Here is a 25,820-nt window from a genome sequence, read left to right as displayed (position 1 = left end):
CGCGTCCTATATGAATTCCGTGCTGCGCATCCCCTTGAACGCATCGCCTGAGCAGGCGGCGCGCCTGCAGGCCTTGCAGCAAGGATTTGCCCGGGTGTGCAATGCCCTGGCGCCGCTGGTGCAGCAGACGCGGGTGTGGAACCGGGTGGCCTTGCACCATCTGGCCTACCGGCAGTTGCGCGAGCAGTTCCCCGAAATGGGCTCGCAGATGGTGTGCAACGCCATCTATTCGGTCTCGCGCACCTGCCGCATGGTGTTCCAGCATCCGGCCAGCCCTTTTCATTTGTCGCGGCTGGGGGACAAGCCCCTGCCGCTGCTGCGCTTTGCGGACAGTTGTCCGGTGTATTTCGACCGCCATACGCTGAGCCTGAAGGCGGGGCAGTTGTCCATGTTCACCCTCGATGGGCGCATGCGCTTCCAGTTGGCGCTGCAGGCCCAGGACGAAGCGCTGTTCCACGAGCGCAAACTGCGCGAGATCGTGCTGGCGCGGGGTGCCGATGGCGTGTATGGCTTGTCATTTTTCCTGGCGGATCCCGATGCGCCGCCGGAGGGCGCGGCCCCCGCGGAGGGCCGGGATGCCGAGATTCCTGAATATGTGATGGTGGAAGAAACCGTATGAATGCTCCCAACCCTGCCGTGAACCAGGCTCCGTCCGAGTTGCGTGCGGCCGTGGCCGCGCTGCGGCCTTATTTCGTGCGTGTGGGCTGGTTCAGCCTGCTGTCCAGCCTGCTGGTGCTCGCGCCCTCGGGTTACATGCTGGAGGTGTATGGCCGCGTGGTCAACAGCCGCAGCCACACGACGCTGGCCATGCTGACGCTGCTGATCCTGGGCGTGTACGTGGTCATGGAGCTGCTGGAATGGGCGCGCAGCGAGGTCATGCGCGCCGCCAGCGTGGAGCTCGACGAGCGCATGCGCTCGCGCGTCTTCCATGCCATTTTCGACGCCAACCTGCGGCGCATTCCGGGCGGGACGCAGCAGCCGCTGAACGACTTCCGGCAAATCCGCGAATTCCTCTATTCGCCGGTGCTGCTGGGGCTGATGGAGTCGCCGGTGTCGGTGATCATGCTGGTGCTGCTGTTCCTCATCAATCCAGTGCTGGGCTGGACCTCGATCGCGTTTGCCTGCGTGATCACGCTGGTGGCCTGGCTCAACGAGCGCGCCACCAAGCCGCCGCTGATGCAGGCCAACCGCAGCGCCATTGCCGCGCAGCAATATGCCGATGGTTCGCTGCGCAATGCGCAGGTGATCGAGTCCATGGGCATGCTGCGCGACATCCATGCGCGCTGGATGGCCAAGCAGCGCGAGTTCCTGAACCTGCAGGCGCGGGCCTCCGAGGCGGCGGGCGGCTACCAGGCGGTATCGAAGTTCCTGCAGACCACGCTGAGCTCGGGCCTGCTGGGGCTGGGCTGCTGGCTGCTGCTGCACGGCACGCTCAATGGCGGTGATGTGATGATGATCATGGCCTCGGTGTTCGGCGGGCGCGTGGTGGCCCCGCTGGTGCAGGCGGTATCGCAGTGGCAGTCGGTGGTGAATGTGCGCGATGCCTGGGCGCGGCTGGACCAGTTGCTGCGCGCCGTGCCCGAGCGCGGCGAGGGCATGCCGCTGCCCGCGCCGCGCGGCGCGCTCCAGGTCGAACCGCTGATGGCCGGCGCGCCGGGCGGCACGGCGCAGATTCTGCGCGGCGTGACGTTTGCGCTCAACCCGGGCGAGGTGCTGGCCGTGGTCGGACCTTCGGCTTCGGGCAAGACCACGCTGGCGCGGCTGCTCATGGGGCTGTGGCCTTCCATGGTGGGCAAGGTGCGCCTGGATGGCGCAGACGTGTTCACCTGGGACAAATCGGAGCTGGGCGCGCACGTGGGCTACCTGCCCCAGGGCGTGGAACTTTTCGATGGCACGGTGGCTGAGAACATCGCGCGCTTCGGCGAGGTGGATCAGTCCAAGGTGGAAGCAGCGGCGCGCGCCGTGGGGCTGCACGAGTTCATCATGGCTCTGCCGCAGGGCTATGACAGCCCGGTGGGGCGCGACGGCGCCATGCTCTCGGGCGGCCAGCGCCAGCGCGTGGGCCTGGCGCGCGCCATTTATGGCGACCCGGTGTTCGTGGTGCTCGACGAGCCCAACTCCAGCCTGGACGAGGAGGGCGATGCCGCACTGGCCAACGCCATCCGGCTCATGAAGTCGCGCGGCACGACCTTCGTCGTGATGACGCACCGCACCAGCGTGCTGGCCGTGGCGGACAAGATGCTGGTGCTGCGCGACGGCCAGACGCAGGCCTTCGGCCCGCGCGACGAGGTGCTGGCGGCCCTGCAGAAAGCAGCGCAGCAGCAAGCCCAGCAACAGGCGCAGCAGCAGGTGGCGCAGCAGGCGCTGGGCACGGCCTGAGGCAGGCACGGGAATCAGAACATGAAAAATCCTTCCTTTTTCGAGCGCAGCGAGCTCACGCAGGTGCTGTGGGCCTTCCGGCGCGAATTCATCATGGTGGGCGCGTTCAGCATGGTGGCCAACGTGCTCATGCTCACGCCCACGCTGTACATGCTGCAGGTGTACGACCGCGTGCTCATGAGCCGCAGCGAGCTGACCCTGCTGGCCATGTCGCTGATCACGCTGTTCCTGTTTGCCGTGATGGCGTTTTCCGAGTGGATGCGCTCGCGCGTGCTGGTGCGCTCCGGTGTGCGCCTGGACGAGGCGCTGGGCACGCGCGTGTTCAACGCCAGCTTCGAGGCCTACCTGAGCCAGTCGAGCACCGGGCCGGCGCGCGCCTTTGGCGACCTGATCCAGATCCGCCAGTTCCTCACGGGCAACGGCATTTTTGCGTTCTTTGACGTTCCCTGGGCGCCCATCTACATTGCGGTGCTGTTCTTCATGCACCCGTTCCTGGGCTGGCTCTCGATATTCTTTGCACTGGTGCAGCTCGCGCTGGCCTGGTTCGGCCACCGCCGCACCGTGGCGCCTGCCGAGGCAGCGAGCAAGGCGGCGTCCGAGGCGGGCGGCTATCTGCAGAGCAAGCTGCGCAATGCCGAGGTGCTGGAGTCCATGGGCATGGTGCACAACCTGCGTCCGCACTGGCAGGAGCGCCACGAGGGCGCGCTGGCGCTGCAGTCGGCCTCCCAGTCGCTGGCGCACCGCATCACGGCGTGGAGCAAGTTCATCCGTTATTCGCAGCAGTCCCTGGCGCTGGGCGCGGGGGCGCTGCTGGTGATCGACGGGCAGTTGTCCCCCGGGGGCATGATTGCTTCCAACATCCTGATGTCGCGCGCACTCGCGCCCATCGACATGGTGGTGAGCACGTGGCGTGCCTTCATTGGCGCCCGTTCGGCCTTCGAGCGCCTGGAGGCCCTGCTGAGCGAGCACCCGGCGCGCGATCCGGCGCTCAAGCGCGTGGCGCCCCAGGGCGCATTGACGCTGCGCGACGTAGTGGCCACCGCGCCCGGGCGCAAGGCGCCCATCCTGCAAGGCGTGAGCCTGGCCGTGCAGCCCGGGACGGTGACGGTGGTGCTCGGGCCTTCGGGGTCGGGCAAATCCACGCTGGCGCGCACCATGGTGGGCATCTGGCCCGATGTGGCGGGTGAGGTGCTGCTCGACGGCTTGCCCATCGAGGGCTGGGACCGTACCGAGCTGGGGCCTTACCTGGGCTATCTGCCGCAGGACGTCGAGCTGTTCGAGGGCACGATCGCCGAAAACATCGCCCGTTTTGGCGAGGTCCAGTCCGAGAAGGTGATCGCCGCGGCACGCAGTGCCGGTCTGCACGAGATGATTCTGCGCTTTCCCAAGGGCTACGACACGCCGATCGGCGAAGCGGGCGGCCTGCTGTCGGGCGGGCAGCGCCAGCGCATCGGGCTGGCGCGGGCGGTGTACGGCGATCCGGTGCTGGTGGTGCTCGACGAGCCCAACGCCAACCTGGACGATGTGGGCGAACTGGCGCTGGTGCGCTCGGTGCAGGGCCTGAAGGCGGCAGGCAGGACGGTGGTGCTGATCACCCACCGCCCGGGCATTCTGGCGGTGGCCGACCGCTTGCTGATCCTGCGCGACGGGCGCGTGCAGGCCGACGGCCCGCGCGATGCGGTGCTGGCGGCGCTGCGCACGGCACAGGCACCGACACCGGCACAGCCTGGCGGGGCGCTGGGAGCCGCCCAGCCTGCATAGGCTGCGCCACTGGACTTTTTTGACATTTTTTGATTGCCGAGTTGGATCATGGCTACACCACTCATGAATTCTCAGAACATCGAGGCCAGTCTGGCCCAGGGCGCGGAGCGTGCAGCCGCGGCGGATACCTCCGGAGCGCGCGAGGCACGGCGCGCGGGGCGCATCGGCCTGTGGGCGCTGGCCGTGGGTTTTGGCGGTTTTCTGCTGTGGGCCGGCCTGGCGCCCCTGGACGAAGGGGTGCCGGGGCAGGGCCTCGTCGCGCTGGACACCAAGCGCAAGGCGGTCCAGCACCTGAGCGGCGGCATCGTGAAGGAAGTGCTCGTGCACGAGGGCGCCGAGGTGAAGGAGGGGCAGTTGCTCATCCGCCTGGACGAGGCCATGGCGCGCGCCAATTACGAGTCGGCGCGCCAGCGCTACCTGGGGCTGCGCGCCATGCAGGGGCGCCTGCAGGCCGAGCAGACCGGCGCGGCGAAGGTCAGTTTCCACCCGGACCTGGAGAAGGCGGCGGCGGATCCGCTGATCCGCCAGCAGATGTTCAACCAGGAGCAGTTGTTCATGACGCGGCGCAGCCTGCTGCGCTCGGACCTGCAGTCCATCGAGGAAAGCATCCAGGGGCAGCAGGGCCTGCTGGAGGCATATGCCGGCATGCTGACCAACCGCAAGAGCCAGTTGGCGCTGGTGGACGAGGAGCTGGGCAATCTGCGCGGCCTGGTCAAGGAAGGCTATGCGCCGCGCAACCGGCAACTGGAACTCGAGCGCATGGTGGCGGACGTGCGATCGGCGATCGCCGACATCCAGGGCAATACGGTGCGTGCCCAGCGCGCCATCGGCGAGCTGCGCCAGCGGGCCATCTCGCGCCAGCAGGACTACCGGCGTGAGGTGGACACGCAACTGGCCGACGTGAGCCGCGAGGTGCTCTCCGAGGAGCAGAAGTTCAAGGCCTTGTCCGACGATCTGGGGCGCACCGAGATCAAGGCCCCGGCGGCTGGCCAGGTCGTGGGGCTGGCGGTGCAGACGGTGGGTGGCGTCGTTGCGCCGGGACAGAAGCTCATGGACATCGTGCCCGGCAACGAGGCCTTGCTGCTGGAGGTGCAGGTGGCGCCGCACCTGATCGACCGCGTGCACGCCGACCTGCCGGTGGACGTGCGTTTCAACTCCTTCGCGCATTCGCCGCAACTGGTGGTCGCGGGCCAGGTGGTGTCGGTATCGGGCGACCTGCTCACCGACCCGCACTCCGGCATCAGCTACTACCTGGCGCGCGTGCAGCTCACGCCCGAGGGCATCCAGGGTCTGGGCAAGCGCCGCATGCAGCCGGGCATGCCGGTGGAAGTGGTGTTCAAGACGGGCGAGCGTTCCATGCTGACGTATCTGCTGCATCCGCTGATCAAGCGCGTGTCGGCCTCGATGAAGGAGGAGTGAACCATGGTGTTCTTCGTCGATGGTGATGCAGCGCCTGGGGCGGGCCGCCGCCTGCGGGGCGCCTTGGTGGGGGCGGCGCTGGCGGCCGGGCTGGCAGCTTCCGCATGGGGCATGGACTTGCGCCAGGCCTACGAGGCTGCGCTGGAGAACGATGCCAGCATCCGTGCATCGCGCGCCGCCGCCGAGGCGGGGCGCGAGCGCCTGCCCCAGGCACGTTCTCAATTGCTCCCCAATGTCTCGTTCAATGCCGGGCGCAACTACAACGACCTGACCAGCGAGGGGCGTAACTTCCTCGGCCAGCCGACCACCAGCCAGACACAGTACTGGTCGGGCAGCCAGGTGCTGTCGGTGCGCCAGCCCCTGTACCGCCCCTATCTCACGGCACAGCTCAAGCAGGCCGAGGCACAGGTGCAGGACGCCGATGCGACCTTGGAGCGCGACGAGCAGAGCCTGGTGGTGCGCGTCGGGGAGAGCTACTTCGACGCCTTGCTGGCGCGTGAGCAGGTGGCGCTGGTGCAGGCGCAAAAGGCCACGTACACCACGCAGCTCGACGCGGCGCGCAAGGGCTTCGCTGCCGGATCGGGCACGCGCACCGACGTGGATGACGCCCAGGCGCGGCTGGACATGACCGTCGCCCAGGAGCTGGAGGCGCGCCAGAACGAAAGCTATACCCGCCACCGCCTTGAGACCTTGACGGGCCAGCCGGTGGAGGCGCTGGCCGGGGTCGATGCCGCGCGCTTCGTGCCCCAGGAGCCTGTGCCTGCCTCGGTGCAGGAGTGGATCGCGCGCGCTGAAGAGCACAGTCCGGAACTGCAATCCCTGCAAGCGCAGCTTGAAGCGGCACGCCAGGAGATCGAGAAAGCCAAGGCAGGCCATCGGCCCACCCTGGATGCGGTGGCGCAGTGGGCCAGGACCAATAGCGATACCGTGACCAGCGTGAATTCACGCTACGACAACAAGACCCTCGGCCTGCAGCTGTCGATCCCGCTCTATTCCGGCGGGTATGTGAGCTCCACCGTGCGCCAGGCCGTCGCCACGCAGACGCGCGTGCAGGAGATGCTCGAAGCCACGCGGCGCGACCTGGGCGTGCGCGTGTACCGCGAATTCCGCGGCGTGACCGAGGGCGTGCTGCGCATCAAGGCGCTGGAGCAGGCGGTGCGCTCGGCCGAGCAGGCCGTGCTGTCGAGCCGCAAGTCTTATGAGGCGGGGTCGCGCACCTCGCTGGACGTGCTCAACGCCGAGCAGCAGCGCATCGCCGCGCTGCGCGACCTGGCGCAGGCACGGTATGTGTACCTGGTCTCGCGTTTGCGCCTGCAGTCGCTGGCGGGTGATGACCGGCTGGCCAGTGTGGTGGAAGTGAACGGCTGGCTGCAGCCCTGAGCGCACATGGGATCGGCGGACGCAGGCCATGGCTTGGCCGTCTCCATCGTGAGCCATGGGCACGGCGCGAGCGTGCAGGCATTGCTGCACGGCATGGCAGCGCACAGCGCCGGGGCCGTCACCCGGGTGGTGCTGACGCTGAACCTGCCTGAACCCGAGCCGGCTGCCCCTGCGGGGGGCTGGCCCTTCGCCCTCGAGGTGCGCCGCAATGCGGCACCGCTGGGCTTCGGCGCGAACCACAACCGGGCCTTGGCCGGCGCCGCCGAGGCCTTCGTCTGTGTGCTCAACCCCGATGTGGCGCTGGCGGCTGCGGACCCATTCCCGGCCCTGCTGGAGCAGGCGCGCCGGCCCGGGGTGGGCTGCGCCTACCCGGAGCAGGTGGATGCGCAAGGGCAGGTGCAGGACAGCGAGCGGGAATTGCCAACGCCTGCGGCGCTCTGGCGGCGCCGTGTGCTGGGGCGGCGCGAGGCGCGCGTGGATTGGGTCAACGCGGCCTGCATGGTGCTGCCGCAGCGGGTGTGGCAAGACCTGCGGGGCTTTGACGAGGCGTACTTCATGTATTGCGAAGACGTGGACCTGTGCCTGCGCCTGCGCCGCGCGGGATGGGTGCTGGCGCGCGCAGCGGTGCGCGTGGTGCATGCCGGGCAGCGCGCCAGCCACCGGCGCTGGGATCACTTGTATTGGCACGTGTCCAGCCTGCTGCGCCTGTGGCGGTCGCCGGCCTACCGCTGGGCGTGCAAAGCGTTACCGGCGCGTGGTACCGGCACGGGTAACATCGGCGCTCCATGATTCTCCTGTCCGTGGTGGCTTTTGTCGTCGCAGCACTGGCTGCGGGCTTCATCGTGCGCTGGATGCGCAGCCACGCCGCCAACTACAGCGAGGGCATGCCGCAGCGCTTTCACCATGGCGATGTTCCGCGCCTGGGCGGCCTGGCGGTGCTGCTGGGGACCATGGCCGCCTGGGGGCTGGGCATGGCGCAGTCCTGGCTGGGAGATGTGGGCTCGCTGCGGCTGGGCGGCTGGGTGGCCCTGTGGCTGCTGACCCTGCTGCCGGCAGCGGCCGGTGGTATCGCGGAGGATTTGACCCAGCGGCTCACCGTGCGCTACCGCCTGGGCCTGACGGCGGTCTCGGGCCTGCTGGCCGTGCTGTTGCTGGGCCTGGCGGTGCCGCGCCTGGACCTGCCCTGGCTGGACTGGCTGTGGGCGGGCGCGCCCTGGATCGGCATGGCCCTGGCGCTGCTCGCCATCGCCGGCCTGCCCCATGCCTTCAACATCATCGACGGCTACAACGGCCTGGCGGGCATGGTGGCCGTCATCGTGTGCCTGGCGCTGGCGCATGTGGCGCTGCAGGTGGGGGACCGGGCGCTGGCGGCGCTGCTGGTGTCCACGGCGGCGGCCACGGGGGGCTTTCTGCTCTGGAACTACCCGCGCGGCATGCTGTTCGCCGGCGATGGTGGGGCCTATGTGTGGGGCGTGGTGATTGCGCTGGCCAGCGTGTCGCTGGTGCAGCGCAATGCGCAGGTCTCGCCCTGGTTCCCGATGCTGCTGCTCATCTACCCGGTGTGGGAGACGGTGTTCTCCATGTACCGCAAATGGGTGCGCGGCGTCTCGCCGGGGGTGGCCGATGCGCTGCATTTCCACCAGCTCATCTACCGGCGCATCGTGCGCAGCGTGTTCCATGACGATGCCTCGCGCCGCATGCTGATGCGCAACAACCGCACCTCGCCCTATCTGTGGGGGTTCACGCTGCTCACAGTGGTGCCGGCGGTGCTGTTCTGGAACAACACCTGGGTGCTCATGGCCTTTTGTGCCCTGTTCGTGGTGACCTACGTGGCGGCTTACCTGGCCATTGTGCGCTTCAAGGTGCCGGCCTGGCTGCGGCGCTGAGCCCGCGGTGGAATGCGGCACAATTTGCGGATTCCTGAGTTTTCGCGCCTTTGTGCCCCGTTCCATGACCACTGAAGCCCTTCTCTCCATTGCCCCGCGCGACAAGGCCGAGATCCTTGCGCAGGCGCTGCCCTACATCCGCAAGTTCCACGGCAAGACCCTGGTCATCAAGTACGGCGGCAACGCCATGACCGACCCGGAGCTGCAGCAGGACTTCGCCGAGGACGTGGTGCTGCTCAAGCTCGTGGGCATGAACCCGGTGGTGGTGCACGGCGGCGGTCCGCAGATCGAGACGGCCCTGAAGCGCCTGGGCAAGCAGGGCCAGTTCATCCAGGGCATGCGCGTGACGGACGCCGAGACCATGGAAGTGGTCGAATGGGTGCTGGCCGGCGAGGTGCAGCAGGACATCGTGGGTTTGATCAACCAGGCGGGTGGCAAGGCCGTGGGCCTGACGGGGCGCGATGGCGGCCTGATCCGCGCGAAGAAGCTCAAGCTGCTGGACCACAAGGACCCCGCGCTGGAGCACGACGTGGGCCAGGTGGGCGACATCGTGGCCATAGACCCCAGCGTGGTCAAGGCGCTGCAGGACGACGCCTTCATTCCCGTGGTCAGCCCCATCGGCTTCGGCGAGAACAACGAGAGCTACAACATCAATGCCGACGTGGTGGCGAGCAAGCTGGCCGAGGTGCTGCGGGCGGAAAAGCTGCTGCTGCTCACCAACATCCCCGGCGTGCTCGACAAGCAGGGGCAGCTGATCACCGAGCTGACGCCGCGCGAGGTTGATGCGCTCGTGCAGGACGGCACGATCTCGGGCGGCATGCTGCCCAAGCTGGCCGGGGCGATCGACGCGGCCCGGGCGGGCGTGAAGGCGGTGCACATCGTCGATGGGCGCGTGCCCCATGCCATGCTGCTGGAGATCCTGACCGACCAGGCCTACGGCACCATGATCAAGAGCCATTGACATGGACGACGCCACCCGGCTCCCCCCAGCCCCGCGGCGCCGGCCGCGGCCGGGCGAGCGGCGCGAGCAGATCCTGCAGGCGCTGGCCGCCATGCTGGAGCAGCCGGGTGCGGAGCGCATCACCACGGCGGCGCTGGCGGCGCGGCTGCAGGTGAGCGAGGCGGCGCTGTACCGGCACTTTGCCAGCAAGGCGCAGATGTTCGAGGCCTTGATCGACTTCATCGAGGACGCGGTGTTCTCGCGCGTGGCCCAGATCGTGGGGCGCGAGGGCGAGCCTGCGCAGGAGGCCAGCGCCCTGCCCGAGGAGGGCGGCGTGGCGCAGGCGGCGCGCGTGGTGGCGCTGCTGCTGCAGTTTGGCGAGCGCAACCCGGGCCTGGCGCGCGTGATGGCGGGCGACGCCCTGGTGCTGGAGCACGAGCGGTTGCAGGCGCGCATGAACCGGTTTTTCGAGCGCATCGAATCGAGCCTGCGCCAGTGCCTGCGCACGGCCGCGGGCGCGGCGGGATCGGCGACGCCCAGCGTCGATGCGCAAGTGGGGGCCAGCATGCTCATGGCCTTTGCCCTGGGGCGGCTGCACCGTTTCGTGCGCACGGGCGAGCGCCTGCCGACCGAGCACCTGCAGGAAAGCCTGGCGCGCATGCTGTGAGCGCGGCGGTGGCACGCGTGCAACGCCAATTTGGAGGTGCCTCTCTATTTTTGGGGGTGGGGTAGGCACTGGTAGGAAATTGCTGCAAAATAGAACGACCGTTCGTTTTTGTAAGCCCTATGCCAGCCTCCGGATCCCCCCTCGCCCCGTCCCGTGCCAGCCGTGCGCGCACGGCGAGCAGCCGCGTGCTGCAGAAGGGGCAGCAAACCAAACAGGCCATCATCGAGGCCGCCCTGGGCCTGGCCACGCACATCGGGTTGGAGGGGCTGTCCATCGGCGCCCTGGCCGACGTGATGGGCATGAGCAAGTCCGGCGTGTTTGCGCACTTCGGCTCGCGCGAGGAGCTGCAGGTCTCCGTGATCCGCGAATACCACCACTGCTTCGAGCAGGAGGTGTTCTACCCCGCCATGTCCGAGCCGCGCGGAATTCCGCGCCTGCGGGCCCTGTTCGGCAACTGGATGAAGCGCACCTCGGTCGAGATCGACTCGGGCTGCATCTACATCAGCGGCGCCGTGGAGTTCGACGAGCGCACCGGCCCGGTGCGCGACGCCCTGGCGCAGTCGGTGCTCACCTGGCTGGCCGCGATGCGCCGTGCCATCACCCAGGCCAAGGAGCTGGGCCAATTGCAGGCCCAGGTGGATGAGGACCAGATCCTGTTCGAGATCCACGGCCTGATCCTGGCGCTGCACTACGAGGCGCGCTTCCTCAAGAGCCCCGGCTCCATCGCGCGCGCCGTCACCGGCTTCGACAACATTCTCGCCCGCTACGGCGCCCCTGTGCCCGCGGCGGTTTCCTCCCCCGTTTCCACCCCAACCCCCAAGGAGTAGCCCCATGCCTTCCTACACGCCGCCATTGCGCGACATGCAGTTTGTGCTCCACGAAGTGTTCAACGTCGTGGATGAGCTCAAGCAGGTGCCCAAGCACGCCGACATCGACGCCGACACCATCAATGCGGTGCTCGAAGAGGGCGGCAAATTCGCCGCCGAGGTGGCCTTCCCGCTCAATGCCTCGGGCGACGCCGAGGGCTGCACGCTGGACCCGGTGCACCACAGCGTGACCACGCCCAAGGGCTTCAAGGAAGCCTACGCCCAGTACATCGAGGGCGGCTGGGCGGCGCTGGGCTGCGACCCCGAGTACGGCGGCCAGGGCCTGCCCTACGTGGTCAACACCATGTTCTACGAGATGCTCAACAGCGCCAACCAGGCCTGGACCATGTACCCCGGCCTCACGCACGGCGCCTATGCCGCGCTGGAAGCGCACGGCACGCCCGAGCAGAAGCAGACCTACCTGCCCAAGATGACCAGCGGCGAGTGGACCGGCACCATGTGCCTGACCGAGCCCCACTGCGGCACCGACCTGGGCCTGATGCGCACCAAGGCCGAGCCCCAGGCCGACGGCACCTACAAGATCACCGGCAACAAGATCTTCATCAGCGCCGGCGAGCACGACATGGCCGAGAACATCATCCACCTGGTGCTCGCCCGCCTGCCCGATGCGCCCCCCGGCATCAAGGGCATCAGCCTGTTCATCGTGCCCAAGTTCCATGTGAACAAGGACGGCTCCCTGGGTGAGCGCAACGGCATCTACTGCTCCGGCCTGGAGCACAAGATGGGCATCAAGGCCAGCGCCACCTGCCAGATGACGCTCGAAGGCGCCGTGGGCACCATGGTCGGCCAGCCCAACAAGGGCATGCAGGGCATGTTCGTGATGATGAACGCCGCGCGCCTGGGCGTGGGCAACCAGTCCCTGGGCCTGACCGAGGTGGCCTTCCAGAACGCCCTGGCCTACGCCAAGGACCGTATCCAGATGCGCTCGCTCAGCGGCCCCAAGGCCAAGGACCAGCCCGCCGACCCCATCATCGTGCACCCCGACGTGCGCAAGATGCTGCTCACCGCCCGGGCCTACGCCGACGGCGGCCGTGCGCTGGAGGCCTTCTGCGCCATGCTGCTGGAGAAGGAGCACCACCACCCCGACGAGAAGGTGCGCAAGGACAGCGGCGACCTGCTTGCGCTGCTCACGCCCATCGCCAAGGCCTTCCTGACCGACAACGGCCACATCGCCACCAATGCCTGCATGCAGGTCTTCGGCGGCCATGGCTACATCAAGGAATGGGGCATGGAGCAGTACGTGCGCGACAACCGCATCAACATGATCTATGAAGGCACCAACACCGTGCAGTCGCTGGACCTGCTGGGCCGCAAGGTGCTGTCGAACAACGGCGCCACGCTGCGCAAGTTCGGCAAGCTCGTCGCCAAGCTGGTGGAGGAGGAGGGCGTGAACGAGAAGATGGCCGAGTTCATCAACCCCATCGCCGTGCTCGGCGACCAGATGACCAAGTTCACCACCGAGATCGGCTTCAAGGGCTTCCAGAACCCCGACGAAGTGGGCGCTGCCGCCGTGGACTACCTGCGCGTGGCCGGCCACCTGGTGTTCGGCTACTTCTTTGCCCGCATGGCGCAGGTGGCGCTGCGCAAGATCGCCGAGGGCAGCACCGACCCGTTCTACCAGGCCAAGCTGCAGACGGCGCGCTTCTACTTCGCCAAGCTCTTCCCCGAGACGGCGACGCTGATGCGCACCGCCCGCACCGGCGCCAAGGCGCTGATGGACACCGACCTGGTGCTGGCGTAACCAGCCCATGGCCCACCGATTTCAAGTCTTTTTGCACTGGAACGCCCATGAATAAAGCGCTAGCAGCTATCGTTTCCATAGTGATTGCCGCCCCTTCGTGGGCCCAGATGACGCCCGAGGGCCTGTGGCGCAACGTGGACGACAAGACCGGTGAGGCCAAGGCCGAGATCCGCATCAAGGCCGACGGCCAGGGCGTGCTCAGCGGCCTGCTCGAAAGGCGCCTGACCAAGGACGCCAAGCCCGACGACCTGTGCAAGGAGTGCAGCGACGACCGCAAGGACAAGCCGCTGCTGGGCCTGGAGATCATCCGCAACGCCAAGAAGGCCGATGGCAAGGATGTGTGGGAGGGCGGCAAGATCCTCGACCCCGAGAACGGCCGCAACTACACCCTGCGCCTCACGCCCGTCGAGGGCGGCAAGAAGCTCGAAGTGCGCGGCTCCATCGGCCCCTTCGGCCGCACGCAGACCTGGATCCGGGTCCAGTAAGGCCTGCCGCCTTGCCCGCGCGCGGCAAGGCCATTCAACAAGGAACGCATAACATGTCCCGATTTCAAGTGAAGAAAGTCGCCGTGCTCGGCGCTGGCGTGATGGGCGCGCAGATCGCTGCGCACCTGGTCAACGTCAAGGTGCCCGTGGTGCTGTTCGACCTGCCGGCCAAGGAAGGTGCCAAGAACGGCATCGTCACCCGCGCCGTCGACAACCTCAAGAAGCTCAAGCCCGCGCCCCTGGGCGTGGCGGAGGACGCCGCGCTGATCCAGCAGGCCAACTACGAAGAGCACATGGACCTGCTCAAGGAATGCGACCTCGTCATCGAGGCCATCGCCGAGCGCATGGACTGGAAGCTCGACCTGTACCAGAAGATCGCGCCGCACGTCGCGCCTCACGCCATCGTGGCGTCCAACACCTCGGGCCTGTCGATCACCCAGCTCTCCGAGGCGCTGCCCGACGCCATCAAGCCGCGCTTCTGCGGCATCCACTTCTTCAACCCGCCGCGCTACATGGCGCTGGTGGAGCTGATCAACACCCCTACGACCGAGGCGCGCTACCTCGACGCGCTCGAAGCCTTTGTCACCAGCACGCTGGGCAAGGGCGTGGTGCGCGCCAAGGACTCGCCCAACTTCATCGCCAACCGCGTGGGCATCGCCGGCATGCTGGCCACCATGAAAGAGGTCGAGAACTTCGGCCTGAGCTACGACGTGGTCGATGACCTCACCGGCAAGAAGCTGGGCCGCGCCTCGAGCGGCACCTTCCGCACCGCCGACGTGGTGGGCCTGGACACCATGGCCCACGTCATCAAGACGCTGCAGGACACGCTGTCCATCGAGACCGACCCCTTCTACGCCAGCTTCGCCACGCCCGAAGTGCTCAAGACCCTGCTGGACATGGGCCACCTGGGCCAGAAGACCAAGGCTGGCTTCTTCAAGAAGGTGGGCCGCGACGTGTTGCGCTTCGACCTGGCGAGCAAGGACTATGTGCCCGCAGGCCAGAAGGCCGACGAGGTCTATGCCCGCATGCTCAAGAAGCCCGCGGCCGAGCGCCTCAAGCTCCTGCGCAATGCCGAAGGCGCGCAAGGCCAGTTCCTGTGGGCCATCCTGCGCAACAGCTTCCACTACGCCGCCGTGCACCTGGCATCGATCGCCGACAACGCCCGCGATGTGGACTTCTGCATGCGCTGGGGCTTTGGCATGAAGCAGGGCCCCTTCGAGCTGTGGCAAGAAGCAGGCTGGCTGGAAGTCGCCCAGATGGTCCAGGAAGACATCGACGCCGGCAAGGCGCTGTGCAAGGCACCGCTGCCCGAGTGGGTGTTCAAGGGCCCCGTGGCCGAGCGCGGCGGTGTGCACCAGCCCGAAGGCTCGTTCAACCCCACCACCGGCCAGTTCGTGCCCCCGCGCAGCCTGCCCGTGTATGCGCGCCAGCATTTCCCCGAGAGCGTGCTGGGCGCCAACGCCCCCAGCGCCAAGACGGCGGGCACCACGCTGTTCGAGGACGAGTCCATCCGCCTGTGGACGCTGGACGAGCAGGTGCTCATCGCCTCCATCAAGACCAAGATGCACGCCATCGGCGGCGGTGTGATCGAGGGCCTGCTCAAGGCCCAGGCCATGGCCGAGGAGCGCTACCAGGGCCTGGTGGTCTGGTCGCCCGACGAGATGTTCTCTGCCGGCGCCGACCTGCAGTCCATGCTGCCCGCCTTCATGATGGGCGGCGCCAAGGCCGTGGAAGGCGCCGAGGCCGAACTGCAGAAAGCCATGCTGGCGCTGCGCTACTCCAACGTGCCCGTGGTGTCCGCCATCCGCGGCATCGCCCTGGGCGGTGGCTGTGAGCTGGCCATCTATTCGAGCAAGCGCGTGGCGGCCATGGAAAGCTACATCGGCCTGGTCGAAGTCGGCGTGGGCCTGGTGCCCGGCGCGGGCGGCCTGACCTACATCGCCCGCCGCGCGGCCGAGAACATGCAGCTATCCACCTCCAAGGACGTGCTGCCCTTCCTGACCGAAGGCTTCACCGCCGCCGCCATGGCCAAGGTGGGCACCAGCGCGCTGGAGTCGCGCAAGCTCGGCTACCTGCTCGAGAGCGACGTGGTCGTGGCGCACAAGGACGAACTGCTGTTCGTTGCCATCAACGAGGCCAAGGCCATGTTTGCCAGCGGCTACCGTGCACCGCACAAGCGCCTGTTCCCCGTGGCGGGCCGCAGCGGCATTGCCACCATCAAGGCGCAGCTCGTCAACATGCGTGACGGCGGCTTCATCAGCGCGCACGACTTCCACATCGCCAGCCTGATCGCGGGCGTGGTGTGCGGCGGCGAGGTGGATGCCGGCACCCTGGTCAGCGAGGAGTACCTCATGGCCCTGGAGCGCAAGGCCTTCTGCAGCCTGCTCGACCACCCCAAGACCCAGGAACGCATCATGGGCATGCTGTCCACCGGCAAGCCCGTGCGCAACTGACATGAACGCCGCTCCCGCCGCCAGCGCGTTCGCGCGCCCCAACCGTCTGGCCCGCACCCTGGGCCAGCTCGACCGGGTGCCCGCGTTCGCCCGCCCCTGGGCGCGCAACTGGGTGCTGCGCCGCGCCGTACCGTTCACCGGCACGGCTGGCCTGCAGTACGTGGCGCTGACGCCGCAGCGCGTGGAGATCGCCGTGGCCAACCAGCGCCGCGTGCAGAACCATATCCACGGCGTGCACGCCGCCGCCATGACACTGCTGGCCGAAACGGCCACCGGCATGGTGGTGGGCATGAACGTGCGCGACGACTGCCTGCCGTTGGCCAAGGAGTTGCGCGTCGCCTTCAAGCGGCGTGCCCAGGGCGCCCTGCGCGCCGTGGCCACGCTGACCGACGAGCAGCGTGCGCTCATGCAGCAAAGCGACAAGGGCGAAGTCACCGTGGCCGTGCAGGTGAGCGACGAATCGGGCGCGCAGCCGGTCGAATGCGAATTCATCTGGGCCTGGGTGCCCTCGGCCAAGAAAACCACCAGTGCCGTTGCGGGACCCAACGCCGCAGCCAAGCAGCGGGCCTAGGCCCCAACCTCTCAAGGTAAGGATCTCATCATGAAACAAGTCCAAGACGCCTACATCGTTGCCGCCACGCGCACGCCCATCGGGCGCTCGGGCCGCGGCTACTTCCGCAACACCCGCCCCGACGACCTGCTGGTGGCCGCCATCAAGAGCGCCATGCTGCAGGTCCCCACGCTGGACCCCAAGGCGATCGAAGACGCCATCATCGGCTGCTCCTTCCCCGAGGGCGAGCAGGGCATGAACATGGCCCGCATCGCCATGGGCCTGGCGTTCGACCACCCCGTGGGCGGCGTCACCGTCAACCGCTTCTGCGCCTCGGGCGTCACGGCCATCCAGATGGCCGCCGACCGCATCCGCGTGGGCGAGGCCGACGTGCTGATCGCCGGTGGCGCCGAATCCATGAGCATGGTGCCCATGGGCGGCAACAAGCCCTCGTTCAACCCCGAGGTGTTCGCCCGTGACGAGAACGTCGGCATCGCCTACGGCATGGGCCTGACGGCCGAGAAGGTGGCCCAGCAGTGGAAGGTAACGCGCGAGATGCAGGACGCCTTTGCGCTCGAATCCCACCTGCGCGCCCTCAAGGCGCAGAAGGCCGGCGAGTTCACCGACGAAATCACGCCCATCGACGTGGTCGAGCGCACGCCCGACCTGGCCACCGGTGAAGTCAGGATCAAGACCCGCACCGTGAACCTGGACGAAGGTCCGCGCCCCGACACCTCGCTCGAAGGCCTGGCCAAGCTCAAGCCCGTGTTCGCCGCGCGCGGCAGCGTCACGGCCGGCAACAGCTCGCAGACCAGCGACGGCGCGGGCGCGCTGATCCTGGCGAGCGAGAAGGCCGTCAAGCAGTTCGGCTTGACGCCGCTGGCGCGCTTCGTGAGCTACGCCGCGCGCGGCGTGCCGCCCGAGATCATGGGCATCGGCCCCATCGAGGCCATTCCCGCCGCGCTGCGCTACGCCGGCCTCAAGCACGAGGACATCGGCTGGTTCGAGCTCAACGAAGCCTTTGCCGCCCAGTCGCTCGCCGTGGTCAACACGCTGGGCCTGGACCCGGCCAAGGTCAACCCCATGGGCGGCGCCATCGCCCTGGGCCACCCGCTGGGCGCCACGGGCGCCATCCGCGCCGCCACGGTGGTGCACGCGCTGCGCCGCCACAAGCTGAAGTACGGCATGGTGACGATGTGCGTGGGCACAGGCCAAGGCGCCGCCGGCATCTTCGAGGCGGTGTAAGGCTACTGCGCGGGCGGTCTGCGTCGTTGGGCGGTGCTCGCAATCCTCGCGTACCGCAAGTACGCTCCGGTTGCTGCGCTCCGTCCGCCTAGCAGCCCATCCCGCTCGCTACGCCCTTGAGGGCGGGGTGCAGGCCCTTTCTTGAGGGCGGAGTGTTCTGAAACTCAAGTCGACGCAGATCGGCATGATGGACAGGAGACAGGCATGAACAAGCAGACCTTGCGGGTCGATGAAGGTGTCAGCGTGGCGCTGTGCGTGTTCGAGCCCGAGGGCGCGGCGCGCGCCAGCGTGGTCATCGGCGGGGCCATGGGGGTGCGGCAGGATTACTACGCCTCGTTCGCGCAGTGGCTGGCGCAGCAGGGCTTTCGCGTCACCACGTTCGATTACCGGGGTCATGGCGATTCGCTCGTGGGCCCGATGCGCGAGGTGCGCGCCGACCTGTTCGACTGGGCGCGCGACTACGAGGCCGTGATCGCGGCCGCCCGCGCGGCGCTGCCGCAGCAACCGCTGTACCTGCTGGGCCACAGCCTGGGCGCGCAGCTGCCCGGCCTGCTGCGTGACCCCAGTCAGGTGGACGGCCTGCTCAGCGTGGCCGCCGGCAGCGGCTACTGGCGCGACAACGCGCCGCGCTTGAAGCGCATGGTTCCGTACTTCTGGTGGGTGCTGGTGCCGCTGGCCACGCGCCTGTGCGGCTACTTCCCCGGCCGCAAGCTGCGCAAGGTGGGTGACCTGCCGGCCGGCGTGATCCTGCAGTGGCGCCGCTGGTGCCTGAGCCCCACCTACAGCGTGGGCGCCGAGGGGCCGGCCGTGGCGCAGAGCTACGGCGCGGTGCGCTTTCCGGTGCTGGCGCTGTCCATGAGCGACGACGAACTCATGACGCTGCGCGGCACGCACGCCCTGGTCAATCTCTACAGCAACGCGCCCACGCGCGTCGAGCGCATCGCGCCGCAGGACGTGAAGGCACTGCGCATCGGGCATTTCGGTTTCTTCCGCGAGCAGTTCCGCCAGACGCTGTGGCCGCGCGCGGTGGCGCAGCTACAGGGGCTGGCGCACACCGGCACGCCAGTCGCCGGCACGACGGCATGATGCGCGGATTCGCGGCACACTCGGCACCATGAGCACACACCACCACCCCTTCGATCAGGCCCTCGCGCTCGAAGCCACGGCGCCGGGCCACTACCGCGGGCACACCCACGCAGCGTACTGGAACATGGTCGGGCCGTTCGGCGGCATCACGGCCGCGACGCTGCTGCAGGCCATCCTGCTGCACCCCGAGCGCCTGGGCGATCCGCTGTCGCTCACCGTGAACTACGCCGCGGCGCTGTCCACGGGGCCGTTCACCGTGCAGGCCGTGCCGGTGCGCACCAACCGCTCCACGCAGCACTGGACGGTCTCGCTGCTGCAGACCGACGCCCAGGGCGCCAGCGTGGTCACGACCACGGCCACGGCCGTGACGGCCGCGCGGCGCGAGACCTGGAGCCTGTCGGATCAGCCCATGCCCGCCGTGCCCCAGCCCGAGGCGCTGGAGCGCATCGGCCCGGTGGGCGGCGTGGAGTGGTTCAACCGCTACGAATTGCGCCCCGTCGCGGGCGCGCTGCCGCAGCGCTGGAACGGCCAGGGCGACAGCAGCCTCACGCAACTGTGGATCCGCGACACGCCCGAGCGGCCGCTGGATTTCTGCGCGCTCGCCGCGCTGGCCGACGTGTTCTTCCCGCGCGTGTGGCTGCGCCGTGCGGTGCAGGTGCCCGCGGGCACGGTGTCCATCACCGTGTACTTCCACGCCAGCGCCGCGCAACTGCAGGCCACCGGCACGGGCTTCGTGCTCGGGCAGGCACGTGCGCAGGAGTTCCGCAACGGCTTCTTCGACCAGACCGCGCAGTTGTGGAACGAGGCGGGCACCATGCTCGCCACCAGCCACCAGATCGTCTACTACAAGGAATGAGGGCCCGCGCCCTCGCACACCCCCAGGATCTCCCATGAGCGAACCGCAGACCGACATCCTCGTGCACGCCGAAGGCGGCATCACCACGCTGACCTTCCACCGCGTGGACAAGAAGAACTCCATCACCCGCGCCATGTACGCCGCGCTGGCCGACGCCCTGGAAGCCGCCGCGCAGGACGACAGCGTGCGCGTGGTCGTGATCCAGGGCGACCCCACGGTCTTCAGCGCCGGCAACGACATCGGCGACTTCCTGCAGCAGCCGCCGGCCTCGCAGGATTCGCCGGTGTTCCGCTTCCTGCGCGCCATCGCCAGCTTTCCCAAACCCGTGGTCGCCGCCGTCTGCGGGCCGGCCGTGGGCATAGGCACCACCCTGCTGCTGCACTGCGACCTGGTCTACGCGGGCGACAACGCCGCGTTCTCCATGCCCTTCGTCAACCTGGGTTTGTGCCCCGAGGCGGCCTCCAGCCTGCTGCTGCCGCAGATGCTGGGCTACCACCGCGCGGCCGAGGCGCTCTTGCTGGGCGAGCCCTTCATGGCCGAGGCGGCGCTGGAGGTGGGTCTGGTCAACCGCGTGGTGCCGCCCACCGAATGCAATGCCGTGGCCCAGGCCCAGGCGCGCAAGCTCGCGGCCAAGCCGCTGTCCGCCCTGGTGGAGACCAAGCGCCTGATGAAGCTCGGGCAGACTGCGCCCGTGCTCGAACGCATGGCCACCGAAGGTGCGAGCTTTGGCCGCATGCTGGGCGAACCCGCCGCGCGCGAAGCCTTCACCGCCTTCATGCAAAAACGCAAGCCAGACTTCAGCCAATGCTGATGGGTTTGGGATGAAAATAGGCTCTGGCGCTCTTGAACAGAGCGCTAGCAGCTATAAGATTCATAGCTTTTGGGCGCAGCGCCCGCCCAGCCCAGGAGTCCCATGAGCAAGTCCTCCGCACCGCCGCCGCCCTTCGAGCCCGAGTTCGTCGCCGGGCTCAAGGCCATCTTCGAGGAGCGCATCGCCTTCAACCAGGTGCTGGGCCTGAAGATCGAGCGCCTGCAGGCCGACGGGGTCGTGGGCCGCATCGCCATGAAGCCCGAGCTCGTGGGCCACTTCGCCTACAACCGCATCCACGGCGGCGTCATCAGCGCCGGGCTGGATGCCATGGGCGGCCTGGCGGTCATGGCCGCCATCGGCGCGCGCCACATGGACGAAGAGCCCCTGCAGCGCCTGCACCGCTTCGCCAAGCTGGGCACCATCGACCTGCGCATCGACTACCTGCGCCCCGGCATCGGCAGCCACTTCGAGCTGCGCGCCGAGGTGCTGCGCCTGGGCTCGCGCGTGGCCACCACGCGCATGGAGTTCCTCGGCCCCGACGGCAAGCTCATGTCCGCCGGGGCGGCCGCCTACATCGTGTCCTGAGACCGCGCGGGCCTGTGGGCCTTTGCAAAGACTGCAAGCGCATGCAACGGTTGAACCACCTGGTTACCGATCTTGCGCAATGCAGGGTGTTTGGCGCGGGCACGGCTCCTACCATGGGCTTTTTGTCCTCAGGAGAACCGATGGCCGTGCAAAACCCCTTCTTTGGCCGGCGCGAACCCGATGCGCTCGCCCCCCGTTCCTCGTCCGCCGTGCTGCCGCATGCCGCGGGCACGTCCCACGCCGCGGCCCAGGCCGCCGCCAGCAGCGCAGCCGCAGCGCAGGCCGCCGCCGCCGCGCCCAAGGCGGTGCCCGAGACCACGGGCAGCAAGCTCACCGTGGGGCCCAACATCAAGCTCAAGGGGGTCGAGATCACCGACTGCGATACGCTGGTGGTCGAGGGGACGGTCGAGGCGACCATGGATTCGCGCGTGATCCAGATTGCCGAGCAGGGGGCCTTCCGCGGCGCCGCCGAGATCGACATCGCCGAGATCCACGGCGAGTTCAGCGGCACGCTCACGGCGCGCCAGAAGCTGGTCATCCACGGCACAGGCCGGGTCAGCGGCAAGGTGCGCTACGGCAAGCTCGTGATCGAGGAGGGCGGCCAGCTCAGCGGCGAGGTCGAGGTGGGCACGGCAGCGCGCGCCAGCCGGCCGGCAGAGGCGGTTGCCGTCCCGGCTTGAAGAAATAGAACACCCCCCTGAGGCCCTGCGGGCCTTCCCCCCGCTCTCGCAGCGCTGTGCGCTGCGGGCAGGGGGACGCCGCCAGCGCGGCGGGGCTGCCCTTGCGCGGCGGCCGCTGGTCTGGCCGCGCCCGTTGCATGTGCTGTGGGTGTTGCCTGCAGCATGGGCCACGGAAGTCAAATACCTCCGGGGTGCCGCGCCCGCCCGGTATATTCACCAAGCAAGCGCTTGCTAAAAACCTGAAGCCCGGCTATCGTGCGGTGCATGGACGTGCACGACACCGCTGCCGCTGACGCGCCTCGGCGTGCGCGCGGGCGTCCGCGCAAGCCCCCCGAGGCGCGCGACGAAGGCAACCGCCGCCGCGAGCTGGTGCGCAGCGCCGCGCGCCTGTTCCGCAGCCGCGGCTTCGCCGCCGTGAGCACGCGCGACATCGCCGCTGCTGCCGGCATGCGCAGCGGCTCGCCGTTCTACCATTTCGAGAGCAAGAGCGCGCTGTTGCACGCCGTGGTGCACGAGGGCCTGGAGCAGGCCGTGCGCAGCCAGGACGCCCTGCTTCAGGCCTTGCCGGCCGATGCGCCGGCGCATGCACGCCTGGCGGCGCTGGTGCGCCACCACATGCAAGTCCTGTTCGGCCCCGAGGGCGACTTCATCCCCGTGATGCTGTACGAGTGGCGCGCGCTCTCGCCCGCGCAGCGCAGTGCCATTGCGCGCCTGAAGACCGCGTACGAGGCGCCCTGGATGCCCGTGCTGCAGGCCCTGCACGCCGCCGGCCTGCTGCGCGCCGAGCCGCGCCTGGCGCGCCTGTTCATCCTGGGCGCGCTCAACTGGACCGTGCAGTGGTACCGGCCCGAGGGGCCGTTGCCGCCCGATGCCCTGGCGGAGCAGGCCCTGGCCCTGTTCCTCGGCCCGCCGCCCCCCGTTTTCATGGAGACCGCTTGATGACCCCCACCTTCCATTCCGCAATCCAGAACAAGGTGCTGCACCTGCGCTTTGGCCAGCCGGGCCTGCGCAACCTCATGGACGACGCCTGGTTCGATGCCCTGGAGGCGCACCTGGCCCAGGCCGACGCCGACCCCGCCGTGCGCGTGGTGCTGCTGAGCGCCGAGGGCGATGCGTTCTGCGCCGGCGCCAACCTCAAGAGCGTGCAGCACGGCCTGCTCGCCGAAGGCTACGACAAGTCCGCCCTGTCACGGCTGCTGCAGCGCCTCACGCGCTTTGGCAAGCCCCTGGTGGCTGCCGTGCATGGGCTGGCCATCGGCGGCGGCAGCACGCTGCTGCTGCACTGCGACTTCGTGTACGCCGCGCAGGGCACGCGCTTCCAGTTGCCGTTCGCACGGTTGGGCCTGGTGCCCGAGTTCGGCTCCAGCTACCTGCTGCCGCTGAGCGCGGGCATGCGCCTGGCGAGCCAGATCGTGCTGCTGGGCGAGCCTTTCGACGCCGAAACCGCCTTGCGCGCCGGCCTGGTGACGCAGGTGACGCCCGAGGGCCAGGCCCTGGCGCATGCGCGCCAGACGGCCGAGGCGCTGGCGCAGCTCGCGCCCGCCCCGGTGGCCGCGGCCAAGCGCCTGCTGCGCCAGGGCCATGCGGCGGCGCTGCAGGCGGCGCTGGCGGCCGAGGGCGAGGCGCTGCAGGCGAGCCTGCAGTCGCCCGAGCTGGCCGAGGCGGTGACGGCCTTCATCGAAAAGCGCGCGCCGGACTTCGCGCGCTTTTGAGGGACGGGGGCGCTGCGCTCAGCGCGCCGGCAGCGGGCGCGGGCGGCCGTCGGCGTCTATGGCCACATAGGTCAGGCGCGCCTCGGTCACCTTGGCGTACTCCCCCTGCTGGGCAAAGCGCTCGGCAAAGACCTCCACCTCCACGGTGATGGAGGTGCGCCCCACGCGCGTGATGCCGGCGTAGAGCGACAGGATGTCGCCCACGCGCACCGGGTGCTTGAAGATGAACTCGTTGACCGCCACCGTGGCCATGCGCCCCTGCGCCAGCCGCGCGGGCAGCACCGAGCCGGCCAGGTCCACCTGGGCCATGACCCAGCCGCCGAAGATGTCGCCGTTGCCATTGGTGTCCGCGGGCATGGGAATGACCTTGAGCACCAGTTCCTTGTCGGTGGGCAAATCGGCGGGGGGACGGCTGGAATCCAGGGACATGGGTACGATCTCGGGTTTGGTTTGCAACAGGCATTATGACCATGCGCCGCCACGGCGATTCCTCCTCCCCCGCCGCCGTCGAGACGGCGCGCACGCATTCCGACTGGAGCACGCTCGGCCGCCTGCTGCCCTACCTCTGGCAGTACCGCGGGCGCGTGCTGGCCGCCATCGCCTTCATGGTGGGGGCCAAGCTGGCCAACGTGGGCGTGCCGCTGCTGCTCAAGCAGCTTGTTGACACCATGGCGCCGCCACCGGGCGCCGCCACCGCGCTGCTCGTGGTGCCCGTGGGCCTGCTGCTGGCCTATGGGGGGCTGCGCCTGTGCACCTCGCTGTTCAACGAGCTGCGCGAGCTGGTGTTCGCCAAGGCCACGCACGGCGCGGCGCGCAGCATTGCGCTGCGCACCTTCGAGCACCTGCACGGCCTGTCGCTGCGCTTTCACCTGGAGCGCCAGACCGGCGGCATGACGCGCGACATCGAGCGCGGCGTGCGCGGCATCGAGTCGCTGGTGTCGTTCGCGCTGTTCAACATCGCGGCCACGCTGGTCGAGGTGCTGCTCGTGCTGGCCGTGCTGGGCAGCCGCTTCGACGCGGGCTTTGCCGTGATCACGCTCACGGCGCTGGCGCTGTACATCGCCTTCACCGTGGGCGTGACGGAGTGGCGCATCCAGTTTCGCCGCCAGGCCAACCAGTTCGACTCGGCCGCGCACAGCAAGGCCATCGACTCGCTGCTGAACTACGAGACCGTCAAGTACTTCAACAACGAGCAGTTCGAGGCGCACCGCTACGACGAGAGCCTCGAGCGCCTGCGCCTGGCGCAGCTCAAGAGCCGCAGTTCGCTCTCGCTGCTCAACACCGGGCAGCAGTGCATCATCGCCGTGGGGCTGGTGGCCATGCTCTGGCGCGCCACCGAGGGCGTGGCCGCCGGCCGCCTGACGCTGGGCGACCTGGTCATGGTCAACGCCTTCATGATCCAGATCTACATCCCGCTGAACTTTCTCGGCGTGATCTACCGCGAGATCAAGCAAAGCCTCACCGACCTCGACAAGATGTTCACCCTGATGGACCGGCCGCAGGAAGTGGCCGACGCGCCGGGCGCCCCGGCCCTGCAGGGCCTGCAGCAGCCCAGCGTGCGCTTCGAGGACGTGCACTTCGCCTACGACCCGGCGCGGCCCATCCTGCAGGGCGTGAGCTTCGAGATCCCGGCGGGCCGCACGGTGGCCGTGGTCGGCCCCTCGGGCGCGGGCAAGAGCACGCTGGCGCGCCTGCTGTTTCGCTTCTACGACGTGCAGGGCGGGCGCATCACCATCGCCGGGCAGGACATCCGCGCCGTCACGCAGGAGAGCCTGCGCCGCGCCATCGGCATCGTGCCGCAGGACACCGTGCTGTTCAACGACACCGTGGCCTACAACATCGCCTACGGCCGCACCAGCGCCACCCAGGCCGAGGTGGAGCAGGCCGCGCGCGCCGCGCACATCCACGATTTCATCGCCGCCCAGCCCCTGGGCTACGCGACCATGGTGGGCGAGCGCGGCCTCAAGCTCTCGGGCGGCGAGAAGCAGCGCGTGGCCATTGCGCGCACGCTGCTCAAGAACCCGCCCATCCTGGTCTTCGACGAGGCCACCAGCGCCCTGGACTCGCAGAACGAGCGCGCCATCCAGGCCGAACTGCGCGCCGTGGCGCAGGGCAAGACCACGCTGGTGATCGCGCACCGCCTCTCCACCGTGGTCGATGCGCACGAAATCCTGGTGATGGAGGCCGGCCGCATCGCCGAGCGCGGCACGCACGCCGCGCTGCTGGCCGCCGGCGGGCGCTATGCGCGCATGTGGGCGCTGCAGCAAAACAATGGGGAAAAAAGCCCCTAGCGCTGA

At 68.7% G+C, this 25,820-nt stretch carries 24 protein-coding genes; 23 read left to right on the top strand and 1 reads right to left on the bottom strand.

The window, feature by feature from the left end:
- Window positions 1–34 precede the first annotated feature (34 nt).
- The 22 genes from CGR01S_RS00905 (at window position 35) to CGR01S_RS00800 (ending at window position 23,523) form a co-directional block, all read left to right on the top strand.
- A complete protein-coding gene (locus CGR01S_RS00905; RefSeq protein ID WP_245616714.1) occupies window positions 35–619 on the top strand; it encodes a hypothetical protein in 585 nt (194 codons plus the stop codon).
- Window positions 616–2,379 carry a type I secretion system permease/ATPase gene (locus CGR01S_RS00900; protein ID WP_042421442.1) on the top strand — a complete coding sequence of 588 codons (1,764 nt, stop codon included), beginning with the start codon at window positions 616–618 and terminating at the stop codon, window positions 2,377–2,379. Before CGR01S_RS00905 ends, CGR01S_RS00900 begins: the two co-directional genes overlap by 4 nt.
- 21 nt (window positions 2,380–2,400) lie before the next feature.
- Window positions 2,401–4,140, top strand: coding sequence for a type I secretion system permease/ATPase (locus CGR01S_RS00895; RefSeq protein ID WP_042421440.1), 1,740 nt, complete (start codon window positions 2,401–2,403; stop codon window positions 4,138–4,140).
- 63 nt (window positions 4,141–4,203) lie between these two features.
- On the top strand, window positions 4,204–5,559 hold the full coding sequence (locus CGR01S_RS00890; protein WP_156967472.1) for an HlyD family type I secretion periplasmic adaptor subunit: 1,356 nt from the start codon (window positions 4,204–4,206) through the stop codon (window positions 5,557–5,559).
- 3 nt (window positions 5,560–5,562) lie between these two features.
- Window positions 5,563–6,939, top strand: coding sequence for a TolC family outer membrane protein (locus CGR01S_RS00885; RefSeq protein WP_042421437.1), 1,377 nt, complete (start codon window positions 5,563–5,565; stop codon window positions 6,937–6,939).
- A 6-nt stretch (window positions 6,940–6,945) separates the two neighbouring features.
- Window positions 6,946–7,728, top strand: a complete 783-nt coding sequence (locus tag CGR01S_RS00880) for a glycosyltransferase family 2 protein (protein WP_084690500.1) — start codon at window positions 6,946–6,948, stop codon at window positions 7,726–7,728.
- Window positions 7,725–8,825, top strand: coding sequence for an MraY family glycosyltransferase (locus CGR01S_RS00875; protein WP_042421435.1), 1,101 nt, complete (start codon window positions 7,725–7,727; stop codon window positions 8,823–8,825). The genes CGR01S_RS00880 and CGR01S_RS00875 overlap by 4 nt, the downstream gene beginning before the upstream one ends.
- A 64-nt stretch (window positions 8,826–8,889) precedes the next feature.
- Window positions 8,890–9,786, top strand: coding sequence for an acetylglutamate kinase (argB, locus tag CGR01S_RS00870; RefSeq protein WP_042421433.1), 897 nt, complete (start codon window positions 8,890–8,892; stop codon window positions 9,784–9,786).
- A gap of 1 nt (window position 9,787) precedes the next feature.
- Complete coding sequence (gene slmA / locus CGR01S_RS00865) at window positions 9,788–10,432, top strand: nucleoid occlusion factor SlmA (protein ID WP_042421431.1); 645 nt, start codon at window positions 9,788–9,790, stop codon at window positions 10,430–10,432.
- Between the two features lie 119 nt (window positions 10,433–10,551).
- Entirely contained in the window at window positions 10,552–11,259 is a 708-nt protein-coding gene (locus CGR01S_RS00860) for a TetR/AcrR family transcriptional regulator (protein WP_042421429.1), read from the top strand.
- Window positions 11,260–11,263: 4 nt separating this feature from the next.
- Window positions 11,264–13,060 carry an acyl-CoA dehydrogenase C-terminal domain-containing protein gene (locus CGR01S_RS00855; RefSeq protein WP_042421427.1) on the top strand — a complete coding sequence of 599 codons (1,797 nt, stop codon included), beginning with the start codon at window positions 11,264–11,266 and terminating at the stop codon, window positions 13,058–13,060.
- 47 nt (window positions 13,061–13,107) lie between these two features.
- Window positions 13,108–13,545 (top strand): DUF2147 domain-containing protein, encoded by a 438-nt coding sequence (locus tag CGR01S_RS00850; protein WP_042421418.1) that lies wholly within the window; start codon window positions 13,108–13,110, stop codon window positions 13,543–13,545.
- A 53-nt stretch (window positions 13,546–13,598) separates the two neighbouring features.
- Window positions 13,599–15,998, top strand: coding sequence for a 3-hydroxyacyl-CoA dehydrogenase/enoyl-CoA hydratase family protein (locus CGR01S_RS00845; RefSeq protein WP_042421411.1), 2,400 nt, complete (start codon window positions 13,599–13,601; stop codon window positions 15,996–15,998).
- Between the two features lies 1 nt (window position 15,999).
- A complete protein-coding gene (locus CGR01S_RS00840; protein ID WP_042421409.1) occupies window positions 16,000–16,569 on the top strand; it encodes a DUF4442 domain-containing protein in 570 nt (189 codons plus the stop codon).
- A gap of 30 nt (window positions 16,570–16,599) precedes the next feature.
- Window positions 16,600–17,793, top strand: a complete 1,194-nt coding sequence (locus CGR01S_RS00835; protein ID WP_042421408.1) for an acetyl-CoA C-acyltransferase — start codon at window positions 16,600–16,602, stop codon at window positions 17,791–17,793.
- Between the two features lie 204 nt (window positions 17,794–17,997).
- Window positions 17,998–18,879, top strand: coding sequence for an alpha/beta hydrolase family protein (locus CGR01S_RS00830; RefSeq protein WP_042421407.1), 882 nt, complete (start codon window positions 17,998–18,000; stop codon window positions 18,877–18,879).
- Between the two features lie 28 nt (window positions 18,880–18,907).
- Window positions 18,908–19,735, top strand: coding sequence for an acyl-CoA thioesterase (locus CGR01S_RS00825; RefSeq protein ID WP_042421406.1), 828 nt, complete (start codon window positions 18,908–18,910; stop codon window positions 19,733–19,735).
- A gap of 34 nt (window positions 19,736–19,769) precedes the next feature.
- A complete protein-coding gene (locus tag CGR01S_RS00820) occupies window positions 19,770–20,546 on the top strand; it encodes an enoyl-CoA hydratase (RefSeq protein ID WP_042421405.1) in 777 nt (258 codons plus the stop codon).
- A gap of 102 nt (window positions 20,547–20,648) precedes the next feature.
- Entirely contained in the window at window positions 20,649–21,131 is a 483-nt protein-coding gene (locus tag CGR01S_RS00815; RefSeq protein WP_042421404.1) for a thioesterase family protein, read from the top strand.
- A gap of 140 nt (window positions 21,132–21,271) precedes the next feature.
- Window positions 21,272–21,811: a bactofilin family protein gene (locus tag CGR01S_RS00810; protein WP_042421403.1), complete on the top strand. Its 540-nt coding sequence runs from the start codon at window positions 21,272–21,274 to the stop codon at window positions 21,809–21,811.
- A gap of 264 nt (window positions 21,812–22,075) precedes the next feature.
- Complete coding sequence (locus tag CGR01S_RS00805; RefSeq protein ID WP_042421402.1) at window positions 22,076–22,750, top strand: TetR/AcrR family transcriptional regulator; 675 nt, start codon at window positions 22,076–22,078, stop codon at window positions 22,748–22,750.
- On the top strand, window positions 22,750–23,523 hold the full coding sequence (locus CGR01S_RS00800) for an enoyl-CoA hydratase/isomerase family protein (RefSeq protein ID WP_042421401.1): 774 nt from the start codon (window positions 22,750–22,752) through the stop codon (window positions 23,521–23,523). The genes CGR01S_RS00805 and CGR01S_RS00800 overlap by 1 nt, the downstream gene beginning before the upstream one ends.
- 18 nt (window positions 23,524–23,541) lie before the next feature.
- On the opposite strand, the gene CGR01S_RS00795 is transcribed toward CGR01S_RS00800, so the two are convergent.
- A complete protein-coding gene (locus CGR01S_RS00795) occupies window positions 23,542–23,952 on the bottom strand; it encodes an acyl-CoA thioesterase (protein WP_042421398.1) in 411 nt (136 codons plus the stop codon).
- Window positions 23,953–23,993: 41 nt separating this feature from the next.
- Between CGR01S_RS00795 and CGR01S_RS00790 the strand changes: the two genes are divergently transcribed.
- Window positions 23,994–25,814: an ABCB family ABC transporter ATP-binding protein/permease gene (locus tag CGR01S_RS00790; RefSeq protein WP_042421755.1), complete on the top strand. Its 1,821-nt coding sequence runs from the start codon at window positions 23,994–23,996 to the stop codon at window positions 25,812–25,814.
- Window positions 25,815–25,820 lie beyond the last annotated feature (6 nt).

The organism is Comamonas granuli NBRC 101663 (genome assembly GCF_000739995.1).
GTDB lineage: Bacteria > Pseudomonadota > Gammaproteobacteria > Burkholderiales > Burkholderiaceae_C > Simplicispira > Simplicispira granuli.
Note: the sequence above shows the minus strand (reverse complement) of the source record. Positions and strands in the feature narration are given on the sequence as shown.